At 64.7% G+C, this 20,000-nt stretch carries 17 protein-coding genes; 2 read left to right on the forward strand and 15 right to left on the reverse strand.

Annotation, left to right across the window (positions count from 1 at the left end):
• Positions 1-45 precede the first annotated feature (45 nt).
• The 6 genes from B9Y64_RS06690 to B9Y64_RS06715 form a co-directional block, all read right to left on the reverse strand.
• Positions 46-1,398, reverse strand: coding sequence for a sensor histidine kinase (locus B9Y64_RS06690; protein ID WP_100440033.1), 1,353 nt, complete (start codon positions 1,396-1,398; stop codon positions 46-48).
• The gene (locus B9Y64_RS06695; protein ID WP_100440034.1) at positions 1,395-2,741 is read right to left on the reverse strand and encodes a sigma-54-dependent transcriptional regulator; all 1,347 of its coding nucleotides are present in this window, start codon (positions 2,739-2,741) and stop codon (positions 1,395-1,397) included. The genes B9Y64_RS06690 and B9Y64_RS06695 overlap by 4 nt, the downstream gene beginning before the upstream one ends.
• Before the next feature lie 179 nt (positions 2,742-2,920).
• A complete protein-coding gene (locus B9Y64_RS06700; RefSeq protein ID WP_100440035.1) occupies positions 2,921-4,135 on the reverse strand; it encodes an ABC transporter permease in 1,215 nt (404 codons plus the stop codon).
• Between the two features lie 21 nt (positions 4,136-4,156).
• Entirely contained in the window at positions 4,157-5,458 is a 1,302-nt protein-coding gene (locus B9Y64_RS06705) for an ABC transporter permease (protein ID WP_100440036.1), read from the reverse strand.
• 10 nt (positions 5,459-5,468) lie between these two features.
• Positions 5,469-6,191 carry an ABC transporter ATP-binding protein gene (locus B9Y64_RS06710; RefSeq protein WP_100440037.1) on the reverse strand — a complete coding sequence of 241 codons (723 nt, stop codon included), beginning with the start codon at positions 6,189-6,191 and terminating at the stop codon, positions 5,469-5,471.
• 35 nt (positions 6,192-6,226) lie between these two features.
• Positions 6,227-7,504, reverse strand: a complete 1,278-nt coding sequence (locus B9Y64_RS06715) for an efflux RND transporter periplasmic adaptor subunit (RefSeq protein WP_100440038.1) — start codon at positions 7,502-7,504, stop codon at positions 6,227-6,229.
• A 203-nt stretch (positions 7,505-7,707) separates the two neighbouring features.
• Between B9Y64_RS06715 and glmS the strand changes: the two genes are divergently transcribed.
• Positions 7,708-9,546: a glutamine--fructose-6-phosphate transaminase (isomerizing) gene (gene glmS / locus B9Y64_RS06720; RefSeq protein ID WP_100440039.1), complete on the forward strand. Its 1,839-nt coding sequence runs from the start codon at positions 7,708-7,710 to the stop codon at positions 9,544-9,546.
• A 126-nt stretch (positions 9,547-9,672) separates the two neighbouring features.
• Here the strand turns inward: glmS and B9Y64_RS06725 are convergent, their stop codons facing one another.
• The 7 genes from B9Y64_RS06725 to B9Y64_RS06750 all read right to left on the reverse strand — a co-directional run bounded on the left by B9Y64_RS06725 (position 9,673) and on the right by B9Y64_RS06750 (position 17,901).
• A complete protein-coding gene (locus B9Y64_RS06725) occupies positions 9,673-10,896 on the reverse strand; it encodes an ABC transporter permease (protein ID WP_100440040.1) in 1,224 nt (407 codons plus the stop codon).
• Positions 10,897-10,980: 84 nt separating this feature from the next.
• Positions 10,981-12,291 (reverse strand): ABC transporter permease, encoded by a 1,311-nt coding sequence (locus tag B9Y64_RS06730; protein ID WP_100440041.1) that lies wholly within the window; start codon positions 12,289-12,291, stop codon positions 10,981-10,983.
• A gap of 71 nt (positions 12,292-12,362) precedes the next feature.
• Complete coding sequence (locus B9Y64_RS06735) at positions 12,363-13,796, reverse strand: NADH-ubiquinone oxidoreductase-F iron-sulfur binding region domain-containing protein (RefSeq protein ID WP_100440042.1); 1,434 nt, start codon at positions 13,794-13,796, stop codon at positions 12,363-12,365.
• Between the two features lie 103 nt (positions 13,797-13,899).
• Positions 13,900-14,364, reverse strand: a complete 465-nt coding sequence (locus tag B9Y64_RS06740) for a hypothetical protein (protein WP_157804499.1) — start codon at positions 14,362-14,364, stop codon at positions 13,900-13,902.
• 82 nt (positions 14,365-14,446) lie between these two features.
• The gene (locus B9Y64_RS21925) at positions 14,447-14,584 is read right to left on the reverse strand and encodes a hypothetical protein (RefSeq protein ID WP_157804500.1); all 138 of its coding nucleotides are present in this window, start codon (positions 14,582-14,584) and stop codon (positions 14,447-14,449) included.
• Positions 14,585-14,665: 81 nt separating this feature from the next.
• Positions 14,666-16,069, reverse strand: coding sequence for a PqqD family peptide modification chaperone (locus B9Y64_RS06745; protein ID WP_100440044.1), 1,404 nt, complete (start codon positions 16,067-16,069; stop codon positions 14,666-14,668).
• A gap of 11 nt (positions 16,070-16,080) precedes the next feature.
• The gene (locus B9Y64_RS06750) at positions 16,081-17,901 is read right to left on the reverse strand and encodes an ABC transporter ATP-binding protein (protein ID WP_100440045.1); all 1,821 of its coding nucleotides are present in this window, start codon (positions 17,899-17,901) and stop codon (positions 16,081-16,083) included.
• 556 nt (positions 17,902-18,457) lie between these two features.
• On the opposite strand from B9Y64_RS06750, the gene B9Y64_RS06755 reads away from it, so the two are divergent.
• Complete coding sequence (locus tag B9Y64_RS06755) at positions 18,458-18,889, forward strand: CBS domain-containing protein (RefSeq protein WP_100440046.1); 432 nt, start codon at positions 18,458-18,460, stop codon at positions 18,887-18,889.
• Between the two features lie 67 nt (positions 18,890-18,956).
• Here the strand turns inward: B9Y64_RS06755 and B9Y64_RS06760 are convergent, their stop codons facing one another.
• Both B9Y64_RS06760 and gloA read right to left on the reverse strand, forming a co-directional pair.
• Positions 18,957-19,385 (reverse strand): VOC family protein, encoded by a 429-nt coding sequence (locus B9Y64_RS06760; protein WP_100440047.1) that lies wholly within the window; start codon positions 19,383-19,385, stop codon positions 18,957-18,959.
• 93 nt (positions 19,386-19,478) lie between these two features.
• The gene (gloA, locus tag B9Y64_RS06765) at positions 19,479-19,994 is read right to left on the reverse strand and encodes a lactoylglutathione lyase (protein WP_100440048.1); all 516 of its coding nucleotides are present in this window, start codon (positions 19,992-19,994) and stop codon (positions 19,479-19,481) included.
• Positions 19,995-20,000 lie beyond the last annotated feature (6 nt).

A 20,000-nucleotide genomic window follows, 5' to 3' on the forward strand; every position in this document is an offset into this window, starting at 1 on the left:
GGTCGGCACATCCACGCATGGCGTGGATCTACCCGATCGGCCCGCTCAGCCCAGCGGCAACAGGATCGATACGCACAACCCGCCATCACCGCGGTTCTGCAGCGACACCCGCCCACCGTGCGCTTCCACGATCTCGCGGGTCAGCGCCAGACCCAACCCGGTGCCATTGCGCTTGGTCGAATAGAACGGCATCAGTGCGTTCTGCAGCACCTGCTCGTTCATGCCCTTGCCCCGGTCCAGCACATCCAGGCGCAGCCATTGCGGCAGCCGCGTCAGCTGCACCTGCACGTCATCGTTGGGTGGATCGGCTTCGGCGCAGGCTTCATGCGCGTTCTTCAGCAGGTTCAGCAACGCCTGCCCGAACTGGGCGATGTCGATGCGGCTGCTCAGTTCCTCGTCCGGCTCGCGTTCCATGGTGAACGGGATCTGCTGGCGCATGCTGGACAGGAAGGGCGCCCAGTGCACGGTCTGCAGTTGCGGCTGCGGCAGCTTGGCGAAGCGCGCATAGCCACGGATGAAGCCTTCCAGGTGGCGTGCGCGGTCTTCGATGGTGGTGAAGATTTCCGGCAGCCGGTCGAAGCGCTCGCGCTGCACCAGCACGCCGCCGGAATGCGCCAGCGAGGCGATCGGCGCCAGCGAGTTGTTGAGCTCGTGGCTGATCACCCGGATCACCTTCTTCCACGTCTGCACTTCCTGGCGGCGCAGCTCGGCGGTGAGCAGGCGTACCAGCAGCAGGTCGTGGGGCCGGCCGTTGAGCTGGAAGGCGCGGCGTGAGAGGTGATAGACCTGTTCATCATCCTCATCGCCGTCTTCGCCTTCGGCATGCACCGCGAACAGGCTGTCGCCGCCACGGGCGATGGCATCGCGCAGCTCCACCGGCACCTGTTCCAGCACCTCTTCCAGACGCTGGCCTTCCAGCTTCCAGCCGCCATGCAACAGCTTGCGCGCGGCCAGGTTGGAGAACACCACGCGGGCGATGCCGTCGCCGCCGGAGGCAATCAGCAGCATGGCCACCGGGGTGTTCTGCACCATGGTGTCCAGCAGCAGTTCGCGCTGCACCAGGCCCTGCCGTTGCTCGCGCAGCACATCGCCCAGCTCGCGGTGCGCCTGCACCAGGTCGCCCAGTTCGTCGTTGCCCGGCCAGTACACGCCGAAGTTGTACTCGCCGTCGCGGTAGCTGCTGGTGGTGCCGGACAGCGCACGCATCAGCGAGCGCACCGGTGCGGTGGCGCGGCGCAGGGTCCACCACATCAGTGCCAGCAGGATCACCGCCGACACCGTGGTCACCACCCAGCCATGGTCCATCCAGTACGCCAGCAGCCACGGCAACGCGGCGGCCAGCGCCAGCACCGGCAGCAGGCGCAGGAACAGGCGGAAGGTGAACGAGCGCCGTTTCATTCGCGCGGGATGCCGTGCCGGTCCATGCGCCGGTACAGCGCCTGGCGGCTCAGGCCGAGTTCGGCGGCGGCCTGGGCGATGACGCCGTGGTTGCGCGCCAGCACATCCTCGATGCGCGCACGGTCAGGATCGTTGCCGGCACTGGGGGCAGGGCGCGGCGCGGGTGCGGCACGCGGCAGGTTCAGGTCGGCCACTTCGATGCGGTTGCCAGTCGCCAGCAGCTCGGCGCGCTGGATCACATTGCGCAGCTCGCGCACGTTGCCCGGCCACGGGTGCCGTTGCAGGGCCGTGGCAGCAGCACTGGAAAGGGGCTTGCCGGCCGCCAGGAAGCGCTCGGCCAGTGGCACGATGTCGCCCGGGCGCTCGGCCAGCGGCGGCAGCACCAGTTCCACCGTATTGAGGCGGTAATACAGGTCTTCGCGGAAGGTGCCGTCGCGGATCATCGCCGGCAGGTCGGCATTGGTCGCGCTGACCACGCGGACCTTGACCTGGCGTTCGCGATTGGAGCCCAGGCGCTCGAAACGACCGGTTTCCAGCACGCGCAACAGCTTCATCTGGCCGCCCAGCGACAGGTTGCCGATCTCATCCAGGAACAGCGTGCCGCCATCGGCGGCTTCGAACTTGCCCTCGCGTGCCTTGTTGGCGCCGGTATACGCGCCGGCCTCGGCACCGAACAGTTCGGCCTCGATCAGTTCCGAGGGCAGGGCGCCGCAGTTGACCGTGATGAACGGGCCCTTGGCCACCAGTGAATTGGCCTGGATGATCTGCGCGATCTTCTCCTTGCCGGCACCGTTGGGGCCGGTGATCAGCACCGGCAGCTCGGAGCGCGCGACCTGGCAGGCCAGGGCGATGACACGCTCGCTGGCCGGATCGGCGAACACCGCGCCGCACAGGTCGTACTTCTCTTCCAGCGCATTGCGCTGGCGCAGCTCGCGGCTGCGGCGGCGGTCCAGCTCGCGCCGTGCCTCGGACAGCTCCAGCAGGTTGTTGACCGTGGTCAGCAGCTTGCGGTCGTCCCAGGGCTTGGCCAGGTAGTCGGCGGCGCCGGCCTTGACCAGGTCCACCGCGCTGCTCAGGTGGGTCCAGGCGGTCAGCAGGATCACCGGCAGGTCCGGGTGGCGCGCACGGATCTGTACGAACAGGTCTTCGCCTTCCTCGCCGGAGGTGGTGTCCTCGCTGAAATTCATGTCCTGGATGACCAGGTCGACCGGCTGCGACTCGAGCAGGGCCAGCCCCTCGGCCGGGCTCTGCGCCTGCAGGGTGTCGATGTCGTGCAGGGAGAACAGCACGTCCAGTGCGGTGCCCACACTGGCGTTGTCGTCGATGATCAGGATCGAAGGCATCAAGCGGTTCTGCAGAAAGGGATGGGCGGCGCCGATGGAGCCGTGTTCGTGTCCATACGCCGGGAGAGCCCGGCGCCACCCACCAAGCATAGCCAAACCCGTGGCGGTGCAGGGGCCGCCTTCAGGGGTGTCCTGAAGACCGGGCCGGCAGCGCGGCCCGGTCAGGACGGGGCGTGGCCTCAGCTGCCCCGCGTGGCGACCGCCGGCGGCACCGCTGCGGCGCGGCGGGCAGGGCCGAACACCGCGATCTGGCCCAGTGCCCACAGCAGCAGCGCACCCAGCGGCAGGTACAACAGTGGCATGCGCGGCAGCTCGTACATGTTCATCAGCGCCAGGTTGATCGCGTAGGCCGCCAGCATGCCCAGCACGATGCCCAGCGAGGCGAGCAGGAAGTTCTCGGTCTGGAAGTAGCGCAGGATCTGCCCGCGGGTGGCACCGAGTGCGCGGCGGATGCCGATCTGCTTGCTGCGCTGCTGCACCCAGAAGCTGGCCAGGCCGATGATGCCCAGCGCCGTGACCACCAGCAGCGAGATGCACACGGTGATCAGCAGCCCGACCATGGCCTTGTCGTTCTTGAAGTAGTCATTGCGCTGCGCCTCATAGGTCAGCTTCTCGCGCACCAGCCGGTTGGGGTCATTGCGTTCAAGCGCGGCGATCGCACCCTTGAGGACCTCCTCGCGCCGTTCCGGAGCGGTGCGCAGGACGTACGGGCCTTGGGTGAAATCGGTCCGCACCGGCAGCACGATCGACAGCGTGGTGTTGTTGTTGTAATCGGTGGGCGTGGCCAATGAAGCGACGATGCCCACCACGTGCAGTGGCTGCTTGCCCATGTAGAACGTCTTGCCCAGCGCATTCTCGCTGGGGTACAGCTTGTCGGCGAGCGTGCGGCTGATGATCACCGAGGAGGCGGTGTTGGTGGCGGCGTTCTTCTGCGCGTCCTCGATGTTGCTGTACTCACTGGACTGGAAGTCGCGGCCGGCGGTCAGCTGCAGCCCGAGCGCGGGCAGTCCGCCTTCGCCGAACATGTACATGGTGACGAAGGCGGTCGGGCGTTCCTGGTCCTGCTTCAGCGAAACGCTGGTATTGGAGGAGTTCGGGCGGAACGGCAGCTGGTTGACCTTGGCCGCAGCGGTCACCCCGGGAACTGCGCGCAGCGCGGACAGGTCCTCCTGGGTGCGGGCCTGGCCATTGGTCTGCTTGCCGATGCCGCTGACGCGGACGAACACCAGTTCGTTCTCGGCCAGGCCGCTGGTCTGGCTGATCCGTTCAACGCGCTGGGTGACCAGGAACAGGGCATTGCAGACGATGGCGCAGGTCAGGGCGACTTCCAGCACGATCAGGGCGGCGGCCGTCTTGTGCCGGCGCAGGGTGCTGAGGATGGGGCGGATATCCATGGGAGGTCCTCGTACTCGTACTTACTGCGACTTGAGCTGGATGGCCGGGGTAACCTGCATCGCGCGCCAGGCGGGCAGGAAACCGGCGGCGAGGCTGGCGCACAGGGTCAGGCCGATGGCCAGCAGCAGCATGCTGCCGTCCAGGTGGGCCAGGTCCGCGTAGTCCACGGGTTGCTGGCGTACCGCATACAGGCCGAGCAGGGCCAGGCCGATGCCGAGCACGCCGCCGGCAACGCCGACCGCACCGGCTTCAACCAGGCATTGCAGGAAGATCTGCCCACGGCTCGCGCCGAGCGCACGGCGCACACCGATCTCGCCGCTGCGGCGCAGGAACTTGGCCAGCAGCAGGCCCACCGTGTTGACCAGGCAGACGCCGAGGAAGCCCAATGCCAGCCACATCTGCAGGCGCACGTCGCTGGGCACGGCGTTCTTGAACGTCAACCACTCCATCACCGGGCGCAGCCGCACGTTGGTGGGGCGCTCGAAGCGGCCCGCCGCGCGCTGCTGGTCCGAGTAGTTGACCAGGTAGCTGCGGTAGTCCTCGACCTTGGCCGGGTCCAGCTCCACCCAGTACTGGATCCAGCTGCAGGGTGCGCTGATCGAGTTGCTGTTGCCATCCGGATTCTCGCCGAAGCAGTTCATGTTGCCGTTGCTGCCGAACTCCAGGTCCATCGCAGTGGAGAACGGCACCAGCAGGTCTTCATCCTTGCCGTACTTGCCGGTGGTCAGATCGAAGAAGTGGGGTTCGGGGCTCCACTCCTTCATCACGCCGATCACCCGCAGTGAATGGCCGCTGAGGCGGATCTCGCGACCGGTGCTGTCGGCACCCTGGAACAGCTTGTCGTTGATCGCCTTCGACAGCACCACCACGCGGCTGCGGTTGTCATCGTCACTGCTGTTCCAGGCACGGCCGTACTGCATCGGCACGTCGAACATCGGGAAGAAATCAGCCGACGTCCAGCGCGTATCCACCGAGAACGGCTTGAGCGTGCTGAGCTCCGGTTCCACCGTGCCGCCGCCCGCGCTCATCATTGCCTGGCGGACGCCGCGCTTCTCGCGCAGCAGGGTCTCGGCGTCGCGCCGGGTCATCTGTTCCTCGGGCTCCTCACCCGGGGTGTAGCCGCCACGCGGGCGCGGATCGACCTGCACATAGAACAGCCGGTCGCTCTTGCCGGGAATCGGGTCGCCGGACAGCACATGGAACACCGTCAGGGTGGTCATCGAGGCACCAATGCCCAGCGCGATGGCGATCACCATCAGCGCGGTCAGGACCTTGTTGCGGCGGAAGCTGCGCACCGCCAATCGGGCGTAGTAGGCGAACATGGGAGTGCCCTCACTCGTTGACGGCGACGATGTGGCGCGGGGTCGTCAGTACCGGTTCGCGCACCAGGTCGGTGACCTGGCCGTCGACGATGTGCACGTTCCGCTGCGCGCGCGCGGCCAGTTCCGGGTCGTGGGTGACCATCACGATGGTGGTGCCGGCGGCATTGATCTCCTCCAGCAGTTCCATCACGCCGCGGGCCATCTGCGTATCCAGGTTGCCGGTCGGTTCGTCGGCCAGCAGCAGGCGCGGGCTGCCGGCCAGGGCACGTGCAATCGCCGCACGCTGCTGCTGGCCGCCGGACAGCTCATTCGGGTAATGCTTCATGCGCGAACCGAGGCCGACCTGGGTCAGCGCCTTCTCGATGCGTTCGCGGCGCTCGTTGGCGCTCATCTTCCGGTAGCGCAGCGGCACGTCGACGTTGTCGAACAGGTTCAGGTCGGGGATCAGGTTGAAGCCCTGGAAGATGAAGCCGATCTTCTGGTTGCGCAGGCGGCTGCGCGCATCGTCGCCCAGCGTGCTCACGTCCTGGCCGTCGAGCATGTAGGTGCCGCTGGTGAAGGTTTCCAGCAGGCCGGCGATGTTGAGGAAGGTGGTCTTGCCGGAGCCGGACGGGCCGGTGACGGCGACGAACTCGCCTTCCTTGACCTGCAGTTCCAGTGAGCGCAACGCGTGGGTTTCCACCTGTTCGGTGCGGAAGACCTTGGCGACCGAACGCATTTCGAGCATGTACATGGGGTGTCCTCTCTCCAGGATTCAGGTATCAGGTATCAGTTGACGGAGACGCGTTCGGCGTCCTTGAACAGGTCGCTGCCGGAGACCACGATGCGGTCGCCCGGCTGCACACCCGACTTGATTTCCACTTCGCCCAGGCTGCTGACGCCCAGTTCCACCGGACGCCGCACCGCGGTGCGGCCATCCATCACGTAGGCCACGCCATTGCCCTGTTCGACGAACGGGCCGCGCTCGACCTTCAGCACGTTCCTGCGGGTGTCGAGCAGCACGCGAACCGACATCCGCTGGCTCTGGCGCAGGCCTTCCGGCTGCGCACTGGCGAAGCGCACGCGGGCGTTGACCTCGCCGTTGACCACTTCAGGCGACACCGCGCTGATCTCGCCCGGGAACGGCTGGCCGTTGCCACCGGTCAGCTGCGCCGGCATGCCGATCGCCAGGTCGCGGGCGAAGCTCTCCGGCACCTTGATCTCGACCTCGAACTTGGACAGGTCAACCACGCCCAGTACCGGCGCGTTGGCGGCCAGGTTGGTGGACTGGACGGCCTGCACCTGGCCGACCTGGCCGTCGAACGGTGCGCGCAGGGTCAGTGCATCGACCTGGCGCTGCACTTCGGCCACCACGGCCTTCTGGCGGTCGGCCAGCAGGCGCTTGTTGCGGGCATCCAGGTCTGCGCCCTGGCTCTGCAGGCGCGCGTCGGTGGTGGCGTTGGCCAGGGTGATGTCGGCCTTCTTCAGCGAGTCCTTGGCCTTGGCCAGATCGATCTGCGGCACTGCACCGCCGTCGTAGCCGCGCTGGTAGCGCTGCAGGTCGCGGTCGGCCGCCTGCCGTTCGATCGTGGCCTGGTCGGTTTCCTTGCGCGACTTGGCGCGGGCCAGGGTGGCGTCCAGCGCGGCACGGCTGGCCTCGGCTTCCAGGCCGGCCAGGGTGGCCTGTTCCTGGGCCAGCTTGCTGCGCAGTTCCGGGCTGTCGATGATCGCCAGTTCCTGGCCCTTCTTGACCACGTCACCGGCGACCACCTTCAGGTCCACGGTACCGGCCGAGATGGCGTACAGGATCGGGCTGTTGGCGGCGATCACCCGGCCGTCGGCGGCGATGTCACGGACCAGGTCACCCTGCTTCACTTCGGCGATGCGCACGCGACTGCTGTCGAAGGAGCGACTGGCATTGGACCAGGCATGCACCGCCCAGCCGATGCCGGCGAGCAGCGCGATGGCACCCAGCGCCGGCCAGCGGTAGCGCTGCCAGTTTGCACGGGGGGTGCCGGCCGGGGCGGAGGAAACGATCTGGTCCTGTGCGGAAGTGTCGCGGATCATCGGGTGCGTGCCTGACGGTGGTGGTGAGTACCAAGCATGTAGCGTGCCAACTTTATTTCCTTTCAGGTCAATGGGTTGGGTGGGCTGCTCAAGTGTCCGGGTGTCCGCGGACACCTTTCCGGACACTTTCATTAAGCGGACAGGAGGGGGAAGCCGGACACGCGGGCTAGAATGCGCCGATCGTCTTCAAGGAAACGCGTGACATGTGTGGAATCGTGGGTGCAATCGCCGATCGCGATGTGGTGCCGGTACTGATCGAGGGCCTGAAGCGGCTTGAGTACCGTGGTTACGACTCCTCGGGCATCGCGGTGATCGACCACGCCGAGCGCCCCGAGGTACGTCGTGTCCGTCGCACGGGGCGCGTATCGGAAATGGCCACTGCGGCCGAGGCCGAGGGCTTCAATGCGGTGCTGGGCATCGGCCACACCCGTTGGGCCACCCATGGCGGCGTCACCGAGGCCAACGCGCATCCGCACATCAGCCACGGTGTGGCGCTGGTGCACAACGGCATCATCGAGAACCATGAAGAGCAGCGCGAGAAGCTGCGCGCGATGGGCTACACCTTCGAATCGCAGACCGATACCGAAGTCATCGCCCACCTGATCCATCATCACCTGAAGGACGGCGACGACCTGCTGGTGGCCTTGCAGCACACGGTGAAGGAGCTGACCGGTGCCTACGCGCTGGCCGTGGTCAGCCGCGCCGAGCCGGAGCGCTTCGTCTGCGCGCGGATGGGCTGCCCGCTGCTGGTCGGCCTGGGCGAGGGCGAGAACTTCGTCGCCTCCGACGTCTCGGCGGTGATCTCGGCCACCCGCAAGGTGATCTTCCTGGAAGAGGGCGACACCGCCGAGATCCGTCGCGATGGCGTGCGCATCTTCGATGAGCATGACCAGCCGATCGAACGCGACGTGCATCTGTCCGACGTGTCGCTGGCTTCGCTGGAACTGGGCCCGTACCGCCACTTCATGCAGAAGGAAATCCACGAGCAGCCGCGCGCGCTGGGCGACACCATCGAGGCGGCGATCGACGCCGGTGGCTTCCCGGCCGAGCTGTTCGGCAAGAACGCCGAAGCGGTGCTGTCGGGCATCGAAGGCGTGCAGATCATCGCCTGCGGCACCAGCTACTACGCCGGCCTGACAGCGCGTTACTGGATCGAAGCCATTTCGGGCCTGCCGTGCAGCGTGGAGATCGCCAGCGAGTACCGCTACCGCGCCGCGTATGCGAACCCGAAGCACCTGATCGTCACCATCTCCCAGTCCGGCGAAACGCTGGATACGATGGAGGCGCTGAAGTACGCCAAGTCGCTGGGCCACAAGCACACGCTGTCGATCTGCAACGTGCCGGAAAGCGCGATCCCGCGCGCCAGCGAACTGGTCTGCTATACCCGCGCCGGTGCCGAGATCGGCGTGGCCTCGACCAAGGCCTTCACCACCCAGCTGGCCGCGCTGTTCCAGCTGACCGTGGTACTGGGCAAGCTGCATGGCCGCATCGATGCCGCGCAGGAAGCGGACTACCTGGAGCAGCTGCGCTTCCTGCCGGGCAGCGTGCAGCATGCGTTGAACCTGGAGCCGCAGATCGCTGCCTGGGCCGAGCGCTTCGCACGCAAATCCAACGCGCTGTTCCTCGGCCGTGGCCTGCATTACCCGATCGCGCTGGAAGGCTCGCTCAAGCTCAAGGAGATCTCCTACATCCACGCCGAGGCCTACCCGGCCGGCGAGCTCAAGCACGGCCCGTTGGCGCTGGTCGACGAGGACATGCCGGTGGTGGTGATCGCCCCCAACGACAGCCTGCTGGAAAAGGTGAAGTCGAACATGCAGGAAGTGCGTGCCCGTGGCGGCGAGCTGTTCGTGTTCACCGACCAGGACAGCAACTTCAACGAGTCCGAAGGCGTGCACGTGATCCGCACGCCGCGCCATGCCGGCGTGCTCAGCCCGATCGTGCACACCATCCCGGTGCAGCTGCTGGCGTACCACACCGCGCTGGCCCGCGGCACCGACGTGGACAAGCCGCGCAACCTGGCCAAGAGCGTGACGGTGGAGTAAGGCGCCGTACCGGCTTCGGCAACTGCGCAGGCTTCCTGGAGCCTGCGCAGGGCCAGGGCGGGAACCGGGCACGGTGATCAATGAAGACATGGTGCAGGCGACAGCGTCCTCGCTGCCGGTTGCGCCTCAGAAGCCACCCGTAGCCACGGCGGGTGCTACCGAGGATGCCCGGCGCGCAGGCGACCACACCGCCAACTGGCCGATGAGCAGCAGCAGCGCCGCGCCGATGGGAAGATAGAGCGCGGGCAGGCGATCCAGCTCGTAATGGCTCATCAGCACCTGGTTGATTCCGTAGGCGCCAATCATGCCCAGCGCAATGCCGATGCTCACCAACAGCAGGTTCTCCAGCTGGAAGTAGCGCAGGATCTGCCTGCGGGTTGCGCCGAGCGCGCGCCGGATGCCGATGCTGCGGGTCCGTTGCGAGACCCAGAAACTGGCGATTCCAAACAGCCCCAGCGCGGTGATCGCCAGCAGCCCCATCATGAGTATGGCCAGCAACCACGCCATGTCACGATCCTTCTGGTAGTACTGCCGCATGACCTCGGTGAAGGCGGCGTGCTCCATGATGACGCGACGGTTGCTGCTGCGTTCCAGCGCTGCGATCGCGGCCTTCTCGACCGCCTCGCGCTGCGAAGGATCGGTCCGGAGCGCGAACCGGCCCATCGTCAGGTCCTTCATCGGCAGCAACAGCGAGAAGCCGGCATTCTCGATGCCGCCATTGTCATTGGGCCGGATCAGGCGTTCGACCACGCCGACGATGCGGTGTGGAGAATTGTCCGGATTCCACGCGTAGATTTCCTTGCCAATGGCGCTCTGTCCGGGAAACAGCCTCTCGGCCACGTCCCGGGTGATGATGGCCGATGGCACCCGGAGCGCCGGTCCACCGCTGTTGAACTGTTCCCAGTCGACGTATTCGGAGGGAGAGAAATCGCGCCCTTCCACCAGCGTCAGACCCAGGGTATCGAGCAGGTCCTTGCCCAGGTACATGGCGACATTGAGGCTGGGGCCGCGCTGGTTCCGATCCAGCCGAACCGATCCATTCCATGCGGAATTGTCGAACGGAACATGATTCAGGCTGGTGGCGGCCTTGACCCCGGCGATCGAGCGCAACTCCGCCAGATCCTGCCGCACCTGCGCTCCGGGGTTCTCGCTCTCGCCAATACCCGCGACATTGATTCTCACGATCTGGTCGTCGGCCAAGCCGGTCGCCCGCTCCATGCGCTCCAACCGTTGGCTGATCATGAACGTCGCGTTGGAGACGATCGCGCAGCTGAGCGCGATCTCGAGAATGATCAGCACCGCTTGGATCTTGTTGCGTTTGAGGCTGGAAAGGATGGGGCCGATACTCATGGAATCTCCGGAACAGAAGGGTGCAACGTTGCCGCTGGATGTGGCAGGCGGTTCGTGGCGCAGGCACGCACCGCTGCAGTTCTCCTATTGCAGCTTCGCCTGCACCGAAGGACTTACCTGCATTGCTCGCCATGCAGGGAAAATGCCCGCGGCCAGACTCGCTGAAACCGAAAGTACGAAGGTTGCAAGCAGCATCGACATGCCCATGTGCACTTCCGATGCATAGCTGTGGGACTGATGGCGAACCGTCCACAGGCCGATGTGGGCGAGCAGCAGCCCGACGCCACCACCGATCAGTCCGATCGTGCCGGCCTCGACAAGGAACTGCCGGAATATGTCCCGGCGAGAAGCGCCCAACGCGCGGCGGACACCGATTTCAGGCGCGCGTCGCATGAACATCGCCATCAGCAGGCCCACCGTGTTGAGCAGGCATACGAGCAGGAAGCCCAGGGCCACCCAGAGTTGCAGCCGCACATCGGCAGGCACCGCACCGCGCTGGTCCAGCCATTCCATGACGTTGTGCAGCCTGACGTTGCTGGGGCGCTGGAAACGTCCCGCCGCCCGTTGTTGCTCGGAGTAGCTCTGCAGGTAGCTTTGATAGGCCTGTGCACGCTCAGCGGTGGGAAGCTCGACCCAGTACTGGAGCCAGGAACATGGCGCATTGAGGGCTTGCGCGCCTTCCGGATCCGCGCTGACGTCACCCCAGCAGTTCATGCTGCCCTGGATACCCAGTTTGAGCGAAAGTGCGGTCCAGAACGGCACGAAGACCTGCTCCACTTCGCTGAAGCGGTCGTTGGTCATGTCGTAGAACTTCGGCATCGGCCGCCATTGGTCCAGAACACCGATGATCTGGAACCGGCGACCGGCGACCAGCAGGCTCTTGCCGGTGCTGTCTGCACCGCTGAACAGTTTTTCATTCAGGGCCCTGGAGATGACCGCAACCTGTGCGCGCCCCTGGTCTTCGGTGGCGCTCCACCCTCCGCCATACCGGAAGGGCGCCTCGAACATGGGGAAGAAGTCTGCCGAGGTATACCGGGCGTCGACGATGAATGGCCGGATATGTGATGCCTCCGGCTCCACGGCCACACTGCCGCCGACCATCACCGCCTGGCGGTCAGCCTTGCGATCACGGAGCAGGGATTCTGCATCGAATCGGGTCAGTTGTTCGGCTGGCTCCCCATCAGCGGCCTGATCGCTCTTTGGGCGAGGATCGAGCCGTGGATAGAACAGGCGCTCGCTCTTGGCGGGGATGGGGTTTCCCGACAGGGCGGAGAACACCGTCAGTGCCGTCATCGAGCCGCCGATACCCACACCGATGGCCGCGATCATCAACATCGTCAGGCCCTTGTTCCGCTTGAAGCTGCGTAGGGCCAGATTCACATAGTAGGCAAGCACACATCATCTCCAGGTGTCGCACCTGGACGTGGCCCGGCAGCCACGTCCGTTGATTGGGCCGCTTCCAAGGGTCAGTTTGCCGGCATCGTCGAGCGCATTGCATCTTCGTCCATCACCGGTGCCGCACGTTCCCTTTCAAACTCGTCGGTGAATCCATCCAGCAGGCTTTGCAGCATCCGCGAGGACTCCGTGGGGTGATGGCAATCGCCCCGGGTGGAGTACCAGGTGCAGATCAGTCGGATCTTCTCCAGCCCGATGCCCGAATCGGTATAGCTGATGCTTGCGCGTTTGGCGGGTGCGGCGTTGACCAGCAGCATCGGGATCTTCCGGGAGCCGACGGGCTCCACCGACGACAGTTGCCAATCGGTCGCGCTCTCATCGACCCGATCAAGGTTGTCCAGCATGTGATAGGCACGCCGCGTGCCATCCTTGCAGGGAGCGCACTTGCCACAGGAATTCTGGTGGTAGAACCTGGCGAGGTCGCGTGCGACGCCCACCATCGACGTTGTATCGGACAGTACGATGATGACCCCGCTGCCGAGGCTGCCGCCAATGCCGGCCAGACTGTCATAGTCCAGTGGCAGGTCGGCGTGTTCCACCCCGACCGCAGTTCCACTTGTGCCACCGACAAGCGCTGCCTTCAGGGAGCCGTTCCCGGAAATGCCACCGGCGTGTTCATGGATGAGGGTGCCGAGCGCAGTGCCCAGCGGAAGCTCATACAGTCCCGGGCGCGCCACATCTCCGACAACACTGAAGATGGTGGTTCCGCTGGCATACCGGCTGCCGACTGCACGGAACTGTTCGGGGCCAAGCCGGATGGCCAGCAGGGCCTGCAGAACGGTCTCGAGATTGTTCACCACCGTGGGTTGCTTCTGGAAGCCGCTGCGGGTGGGCATCGCTGGCTTGCCGCGCGGCCGGCCTGGTCGGCCCTCGAGCAGCTCCAGCAATGCGGTTTCCTCTCCCGCCAGATAGCCACTTTCAGACCGCTGGATACGGATGTCACAGGCTGCAGGATCCAGGAGATGCTGCATGCGCGCCTCCTGCACGGCAGCTTCCAGCAGCAGCTGCTCATGCTCAAGCGACTGCCCGAGGTGGATGAAGGCGACCTGTGCACCCACGATACTTGCCGCAAGTGCAACCGCTTCGATGACCGCGTGCGGATTCAGCCTGATCAGTGCGGATTCCTTGCCGCCGCCCAGTTGGCCGGTATTGGCATTGCAGACGAAGTAGCGCGCTGGCGCGCCGTTGTCGCGGACCTGCTTCCACTTCACTGCAGTGGGAAATCCGCCGCCCGCCCGTCCGCGCAGGCCCGACGCAGCCAGGCGTGCCAATGCATCCGCAGCGCCCCCTCGCATCGCCTGGGCCAGGGCATCGTAGCCGCCGGCGCCGAGGTAACCGGCGAGGCCTCCACGGCCGCTTCCGCGCAGCTCGCCCAGCAGCGGGCCCTCGACGATGATGTCCTGCGTCGCGTGGCTGCTCATGCTTTCAAGTGCATTCGATCCCATGGAATCCGTCCTGTCTGATGATGAACTTCGCTGATGCAGGCATGAGCAGGTGTGCGGCGGAGGGACAGTTCCCCTTGTCCCGCTGCGTCAACGGCTGCCTCCGCTACTTGCGTGCAACCTCACGCATGGGCCAGTCGTACGGCATGCCCGGGTCGTCGCCATAGGCGACCACGGCACGCTTTCCGCGCAGGGCGAACGTCCTGTCCACGCTGACCCATGCCACGCTTTCTCCGGAAGCCAGCAGGGGGGACTCGCTGGTCAGGACAAAGGCCTCGCCATCGGCATCGAATCGCAGCGCCTGCTTCTCGATACGCCCGTGCGCCTGGGCGCCGGGAAACGTGCTCGTCGAAAGCGTGATCAGGCCGAACTGCGGGACATAGACGAAGAGGTATCCGATCCCGGTCCTGGAGATGGAAAAATGGCTGGCGATCGCGGCCTTGCCACGATAAAGCGTGCCGTCGGTGATCGAGAATCCGGCCGAAGGCGTGAATGCTGGATGGGGCGCTGCCGAGGCGCTCAGGGCTGCCACGACAAAGGCGATTCCCATCAGGTGAACATGGCGTTTCATGCGATGTCCCTAGAGGAATTTGCTGGTGCGTTGTCAGGGTCCCCCCTTGAGCCTTGGCTCAAGGGGGGATTTTCAGCCGGTGTTACAGCTGCTGCATCGAGTCATCGCCGCTGCCGCTGCCACCACCCGCACCGCCGCCGCTGCACGCGCAGCCGCAACCACATGCGCCTGCAGCTGCCTGCAGGTCCTGCGTACCGGTAAACACCTGAGGATTGAACATGCTGTTTTCTCCTTCGTTGTGTACAACCATGAGCCGTGCACATGCACGGCCCGCCTTTAACCGCAACACGGGCTCACGGCATTACGCACAGACACCTTCCGTGGCGTGGAGCGGCAACTCGCAGTTTGCCCACATGCGGTCGACGGCAAGCTTCTCGAGATGCCTGCAGTAGAGTTCGTTGTGCTTCTCGAACTCACCATAGACATTGAAGGCGGTAGACCTGCACCCGCCATTGCAGAAGTACTTGACGTCGCAATGCCTGCAGACATCCAGATTGTCGACCACCGCCGTCCTGACGCGACGCATGACGGGCGATGTGTCATAGATTTCCTTGATATCCAGCTCCCTGACGTTTCCGCAGATGAACTGGTCGAAATGCATCGTCTGGCACGGGTATACGAATCCGGCCGGGTCAACACTGAACTCACCTTCGCCCACGCCACAGTGGTTGCGCGGGACGACGGGGGATGGCGGGGCGGTCTTCACCGGTTGCGGTGAACGGCCGCGCAGATAGTCCCGTGTGCGGTTCTGGGCCACTCCCCATTCGGCCAGGGTGGGGATCTGCTGGATGCTCAGTTCCTGATGATCACCGGCCTGGAACAGGATAGGAGCGAGGCCGTCCACACCGAGATCATCGAGCGCGAACTCGTAGATCTCCTTCATGAACCCGATGTTCTTGTCGGTCAGCGCGGGCACCAGCGAGATGCGAGGGCCTGGCTTGCCGCGCCGCTTGCGGACCTCGACCAGCTTCCGGATGCCGCGAATGGTCGGCGCGAACGTGTTGCGCCCCCGGTAGCGCTCATGCATGTGCCGTTCGTGCCCATCCAGGCTGATGGTCACCATGTTGACGAATTCGCAGAGCTTCTCGGCAACCGCATCCTTGATCAGGATGCCATTGGTCAGCACCTCGATCTTGAGCGTGCTGCTCAGGGACCGGGCATGCTCGAACAGTTCCAAGGCATCTGGCCTCATCAGCGGCTCACCACCGGTGAAAACCAGGTGCTTGACGCCGTTCTCGACCAGCCGGGTTATCAGCGCCTTGCTCTCGTCGGTGGTCAGGATCGAAGCGATCCTGCCCTGCTTCTCCATCTTGATCTTGTACTCCCGGTCACTCTTGTTGTAACAGTACGGGCACTTCAGGTTGCAGTTGTTGGTGAGGTGCATGTACACCGTGTGCGCGAAGGCACGAGGGCCAAAGGTCGGCCGTTCGCCTTCGTTGTACTCGTCGTGGTGCAGGAAGCCGACGCTGGAGAGATCGTCGACGAACTGATGCACGGCCGCGTGCGCGACATCCCCGGTCATGCCGAAGCGCTCGACGATCTCGCTGATGATGTCCTCGGTGGTCCGATACAACTGCAGCCGGGTCAGGATGAAGTGACCGGAATCGTTCACCCGCACCCATTTGAAGTTGTGCGGGTCGAAGTAGAGGTACCAGCCATCCCGATTCCACATGCGGACGCGGGGGGGGAGCATCACCATGTTCATTGTCGATCCTCTCAGGTCGTTTCCATTCCGATGGGGTCTTTCCCGTGGACGTGCTGCGACTGGAACTGCTGCTGGAACAAGCGAGCGTATGCCCCCTGCGAGGCGATGAGTTCTTCGTGGGTTCCCTCTTCGACCAGCATGCCCTTCTCGATCAGGACGATCCTGTCGGCCAGCATCAGGGTCGACAGGCGATGGGCGATGATGATGGTTGTCCGGCCCCGGCACAGCGACTGCAGGCTTCGCTGGATGGCTTCCTCCGATTGCGAATCGAGTGCCGATACCGCCTCGTCGAGGATGAGGATCCGGGGATCACGCAGAAACATGCGGGCGAGTGCGATTCGCTGGCACTCGCCCCCCGACAGGGTGAGCCCACGCTCGCCTACGCATGTCTCGTAGCCTTGCGGCAGGGCGCTGATGAAGTCGTGGGCATTGGCATTGCGTGCGGCGGCGACCACTTCCTCCTGCGTTGCCATCGGCCGCCCGAGGCGGATGTTGTCCAGGATGCTTCCGGTGAACAGGAACGCCTGCTGCTCGACAATGCCGATGGCCGCCCGGAGATCTGGAAGCGCGACACTGCGGATGTCGGATCCATCGATCAGGATCTGTCCTGCCTGGATCTCGTTGAGTCGTGGCAGCAGGCGGACCAGTGAGCTTTTCCCCGCCCCCGAATGGCCCACCAGGGCGATCGTTTCGCGCCCGGCGATGGTCAGGCTGAACTCCTGGAAGACCTTGGATTCGGGTTTGTAAGCGAAGTCGATGGCGCGGAATTCGACGCGTCCCTGGGAGAGCCTGAAGCTCTCTCCATGCGCGTGCTCGGGTTCCTCGTCGAGGAATTCATAGATCCGCTGCACCGCAGAGGCCGCCTGCTGGATGCCGATGTTAGCGGCAACCAGTGCGTTGACCGGGGCGTACAGGAAGTTCATCAGCGAAAGAATGCCGACGACCTGGCCGAGCGACATCTCGCCCTGTGTCACCAGATGCAGCCCGTACCACAGCACGAACGCTGTGCTCAGCGACGTGACCAGGCTGGTGCCGATGCCGCTGACGACGCCGAACCAGTTGGTCCGCACATAGACGCCCTTGAGCGTTTCCAGGCGCTGCGTCATCAGTTCGGCCTGGCTGTTCTCCTGGCCCAGCGATTTGATGGTGGCCACTCCAGCCAGGCGCTCGCTGATCGCTGCGGACGTGGCCGCCTGCTGTTCCTGCATGTCCGCGCTGAGCGAGCGCATGCGCTGGTTGGTGAAAAGGCGAATGCAACCGAACGGGATGATGGTGAGCAGCAGCACCAGGCCCATGCGGGGTTGCAGGTAAAGGATGATTGCGGCGCCGACGACGAAGGTCAGCGCATTGACCGCGATGGTCACGAAGTTCCTGACCAGCGCGCCCTCGACGGCGCGCGCATCGTTCATGAGGCGCGACTGCAGGTAGGTCGAGTGCTTGTTGGTGAAGAACTTGAGCGGGAGTGACTGCAGGTGCCGGAACAGCGTCGACTGCGCGTCGACGATGATCGATTCCTTCAGCGTGAGCGTGACGCTTTCATTGATGTAGGAGAATGCGTGGCGAAGCAGGATGAGCGCGACCAGCGCCATGCCCAGCTGGTTGACGATGCTGAAAGCGCGCTTTTCGACAACGACATCGATGATGTGCATCGTCAGCAGCGGAACAGGCAGCTGGAGCAGCACCGACAGGACCATCAGGCTGGCCGCCAGCGTTACGGATGCCTTCCGGTGCCCAATGAAATCCCGCCAGAAGCGCTTGAGCAGAGACGACAGCGCGCTTTGTGAAGCGCGGGATGCCACATCGGCGTTGTGCCGGTTTTTGTCCAATTCCATATGTATGGCTCATGAACATCCTGTTATGAGCGTTAAGTACCTGCGCCATGCCGGGCTGTCAAGGCAGGGTGCGCAATTCTTTTCCTGGTGGACGCCCGCAGCGCACTGCGCTGCGGCAACCGGCCTGCCCGGATCGGTTGCCGTGCTTTCCTTTCACGCCGATCAGGCGGGGCGCTCACTTTGCAAGTGGAACATGGCCGGATGATTTTGTCCGGCCCGTCGGCGCGGCGCGCGGGATCTTGAGTGCGCGGATCTCGACGCATTCAGCGTCGGTTTCAGCCACGGTGCCATTCTCTGGATCGTCAGTTGGTTCCCACGACGAACTGTCCCATCGATGCCGGTAGTGACCGAGTGTCGCAGTCGTAGAATCGATTCGTCCGAGATACGGGTTGCGCGGTTGAACCCGCCTCGTTCGCGTTGCAGCACGTTGTCTGCCGATTCCTTCCGAGCGGCAGCCGGGTGCGCCAGACGTGCGCTGAAAGGTCTGTTCCCGGGGAGGGGGCGTATCGGAAGAGCACACTTTTTTGACTTCAGTGACCTGCACCAGGAAACAAGAATGAACGTCCGCGAACTCCTGCAATCCAAGAAAGAAGCTGTCATCACCATCGATGCCGAAGACACGATCGGTGCCGCCGCCCACAAGATGAGCGCGAACAAAATCGCAGCCCTGGTGGTGATGAAGGACGATGCCCCGATTGGCATCATTTCCGAAAAGGACATCGTGCGTACCCTGGCCGACGACGGCCCGCAGGCCGGCCGCCGGGTGATTTCCAGCCTGCCGTCCACTGGTCTGGAGGGCATTGCGCCGGAAGCCACGCTGAAACAGGCCATGTCGTTGATGACGTACTCGCGGCGGCGCCATCTGATGGTCACTGAAGGCGCCCGCCTGGTCGGCATCCTCAGCCTGGGCGATATCGTGAAGAACCTGTTGGGTGAGCTGGAACTGGAAAAGGCCGTGCTTCAGGACATCTACATGGCCGCCCACTGAGGGCTGCAGCGCAGGAAGCAGGGAAGCCGGGCATTGCCCGGCTTCTTCGTTCACGGCATCGGTGAAATCAGAAAGTGACCTTCACCGAGTCGGCGCTGTAGCGGGCCGGGCCGTGGTAGACCACTTCGATGTTGTTGCCATCCGGATCGAGCACGAAGGCACCGTAGTAGCCCGGATGGTAGGGGCGTTCGCCCGGCGCGCCGTTGTCGGTGCCGCCGGCCGCGATCGCGGCGGTGTGGAAGGCATCGACGGTGGCGCTGTCGCGCGCCTGGAAGGCCAGATGGTGGCGGCCGGTCAGCTGGCCAGCAGCGGCCTCGCTGCTGGCGCTGGAGATGAACAGTTCGTCGGCCCAGAAGAAGTCCGGCCCTTCACCGCCCAGCGGCACGCCGATGGTGTCGAACACCGCCTGGTAGAAGCGTCGACTGGCGGCCAGGTCACGCACCACCAGCTGCAGGTGGTCAATCAGGCGGCCGCGGTGCAGTTCCATCGTTTCCATACGAACCTCTCAAAAAAGGGGACGGAGGGGATTAAGTCGCTTCCAGCTCCATAGTGCCAGAAACGACTTAATCCCCTCCGTCCCCTTTTTTTGTCAGTTGGAGATGATCTCGACCCAGTAGCCGTCCGGGTCCTTGATGAAGGCCAGGTTCTTCATGCGGCCGTCGGTCAGGCGCTTCTGGAAGGTCACGCCGAGGTCTTCGAAGCGCTGGCAGGCCGCCTCGATGTCCGGCACCGACACGCAGATGTGGCCGAAGCCGCGCGGGTCGCTGTTGCCATCGTGGTAGACCGCGCCTTCCTGGGTTTCGGTGCCGTGGTTGTGGGTCAGCTCCAGCACGCCCGGCAGGCCGGCCATCCACAGGCGGCGCTGGCTGTCGTCTTCCGGAACCACCGCACCGGACGGCACATAGGCCAGGAAGTACAGGCTGAACTGGGCCTCCGGGAAATCGCGCTTGTCGATCAGCTGGTAACCGAGCACACGGGTGTAGAAGTCCAGCGAGGCGGTGATGTCCTTCACCCGCAGCATGGTGTGGTTGAACACGAAGCCGCTGGTTTCGGCCGGGGCCTGGGCGGCGACGCCGGGGACATCGCGCAGGGCAGGGATGGTCATGGGGGA

It is taken from the genome of Stenotrophomonas maltophilia (assembly GCF_002799245.1).
GTDB classification, from domain to species: Bacteria; Pseudomonadota; Gammaproteobacteria; order Xanthomonadales; family Xanthomonadaceae; genus Stenotrophomonas; species Stenotrophomonas maltophilia_S.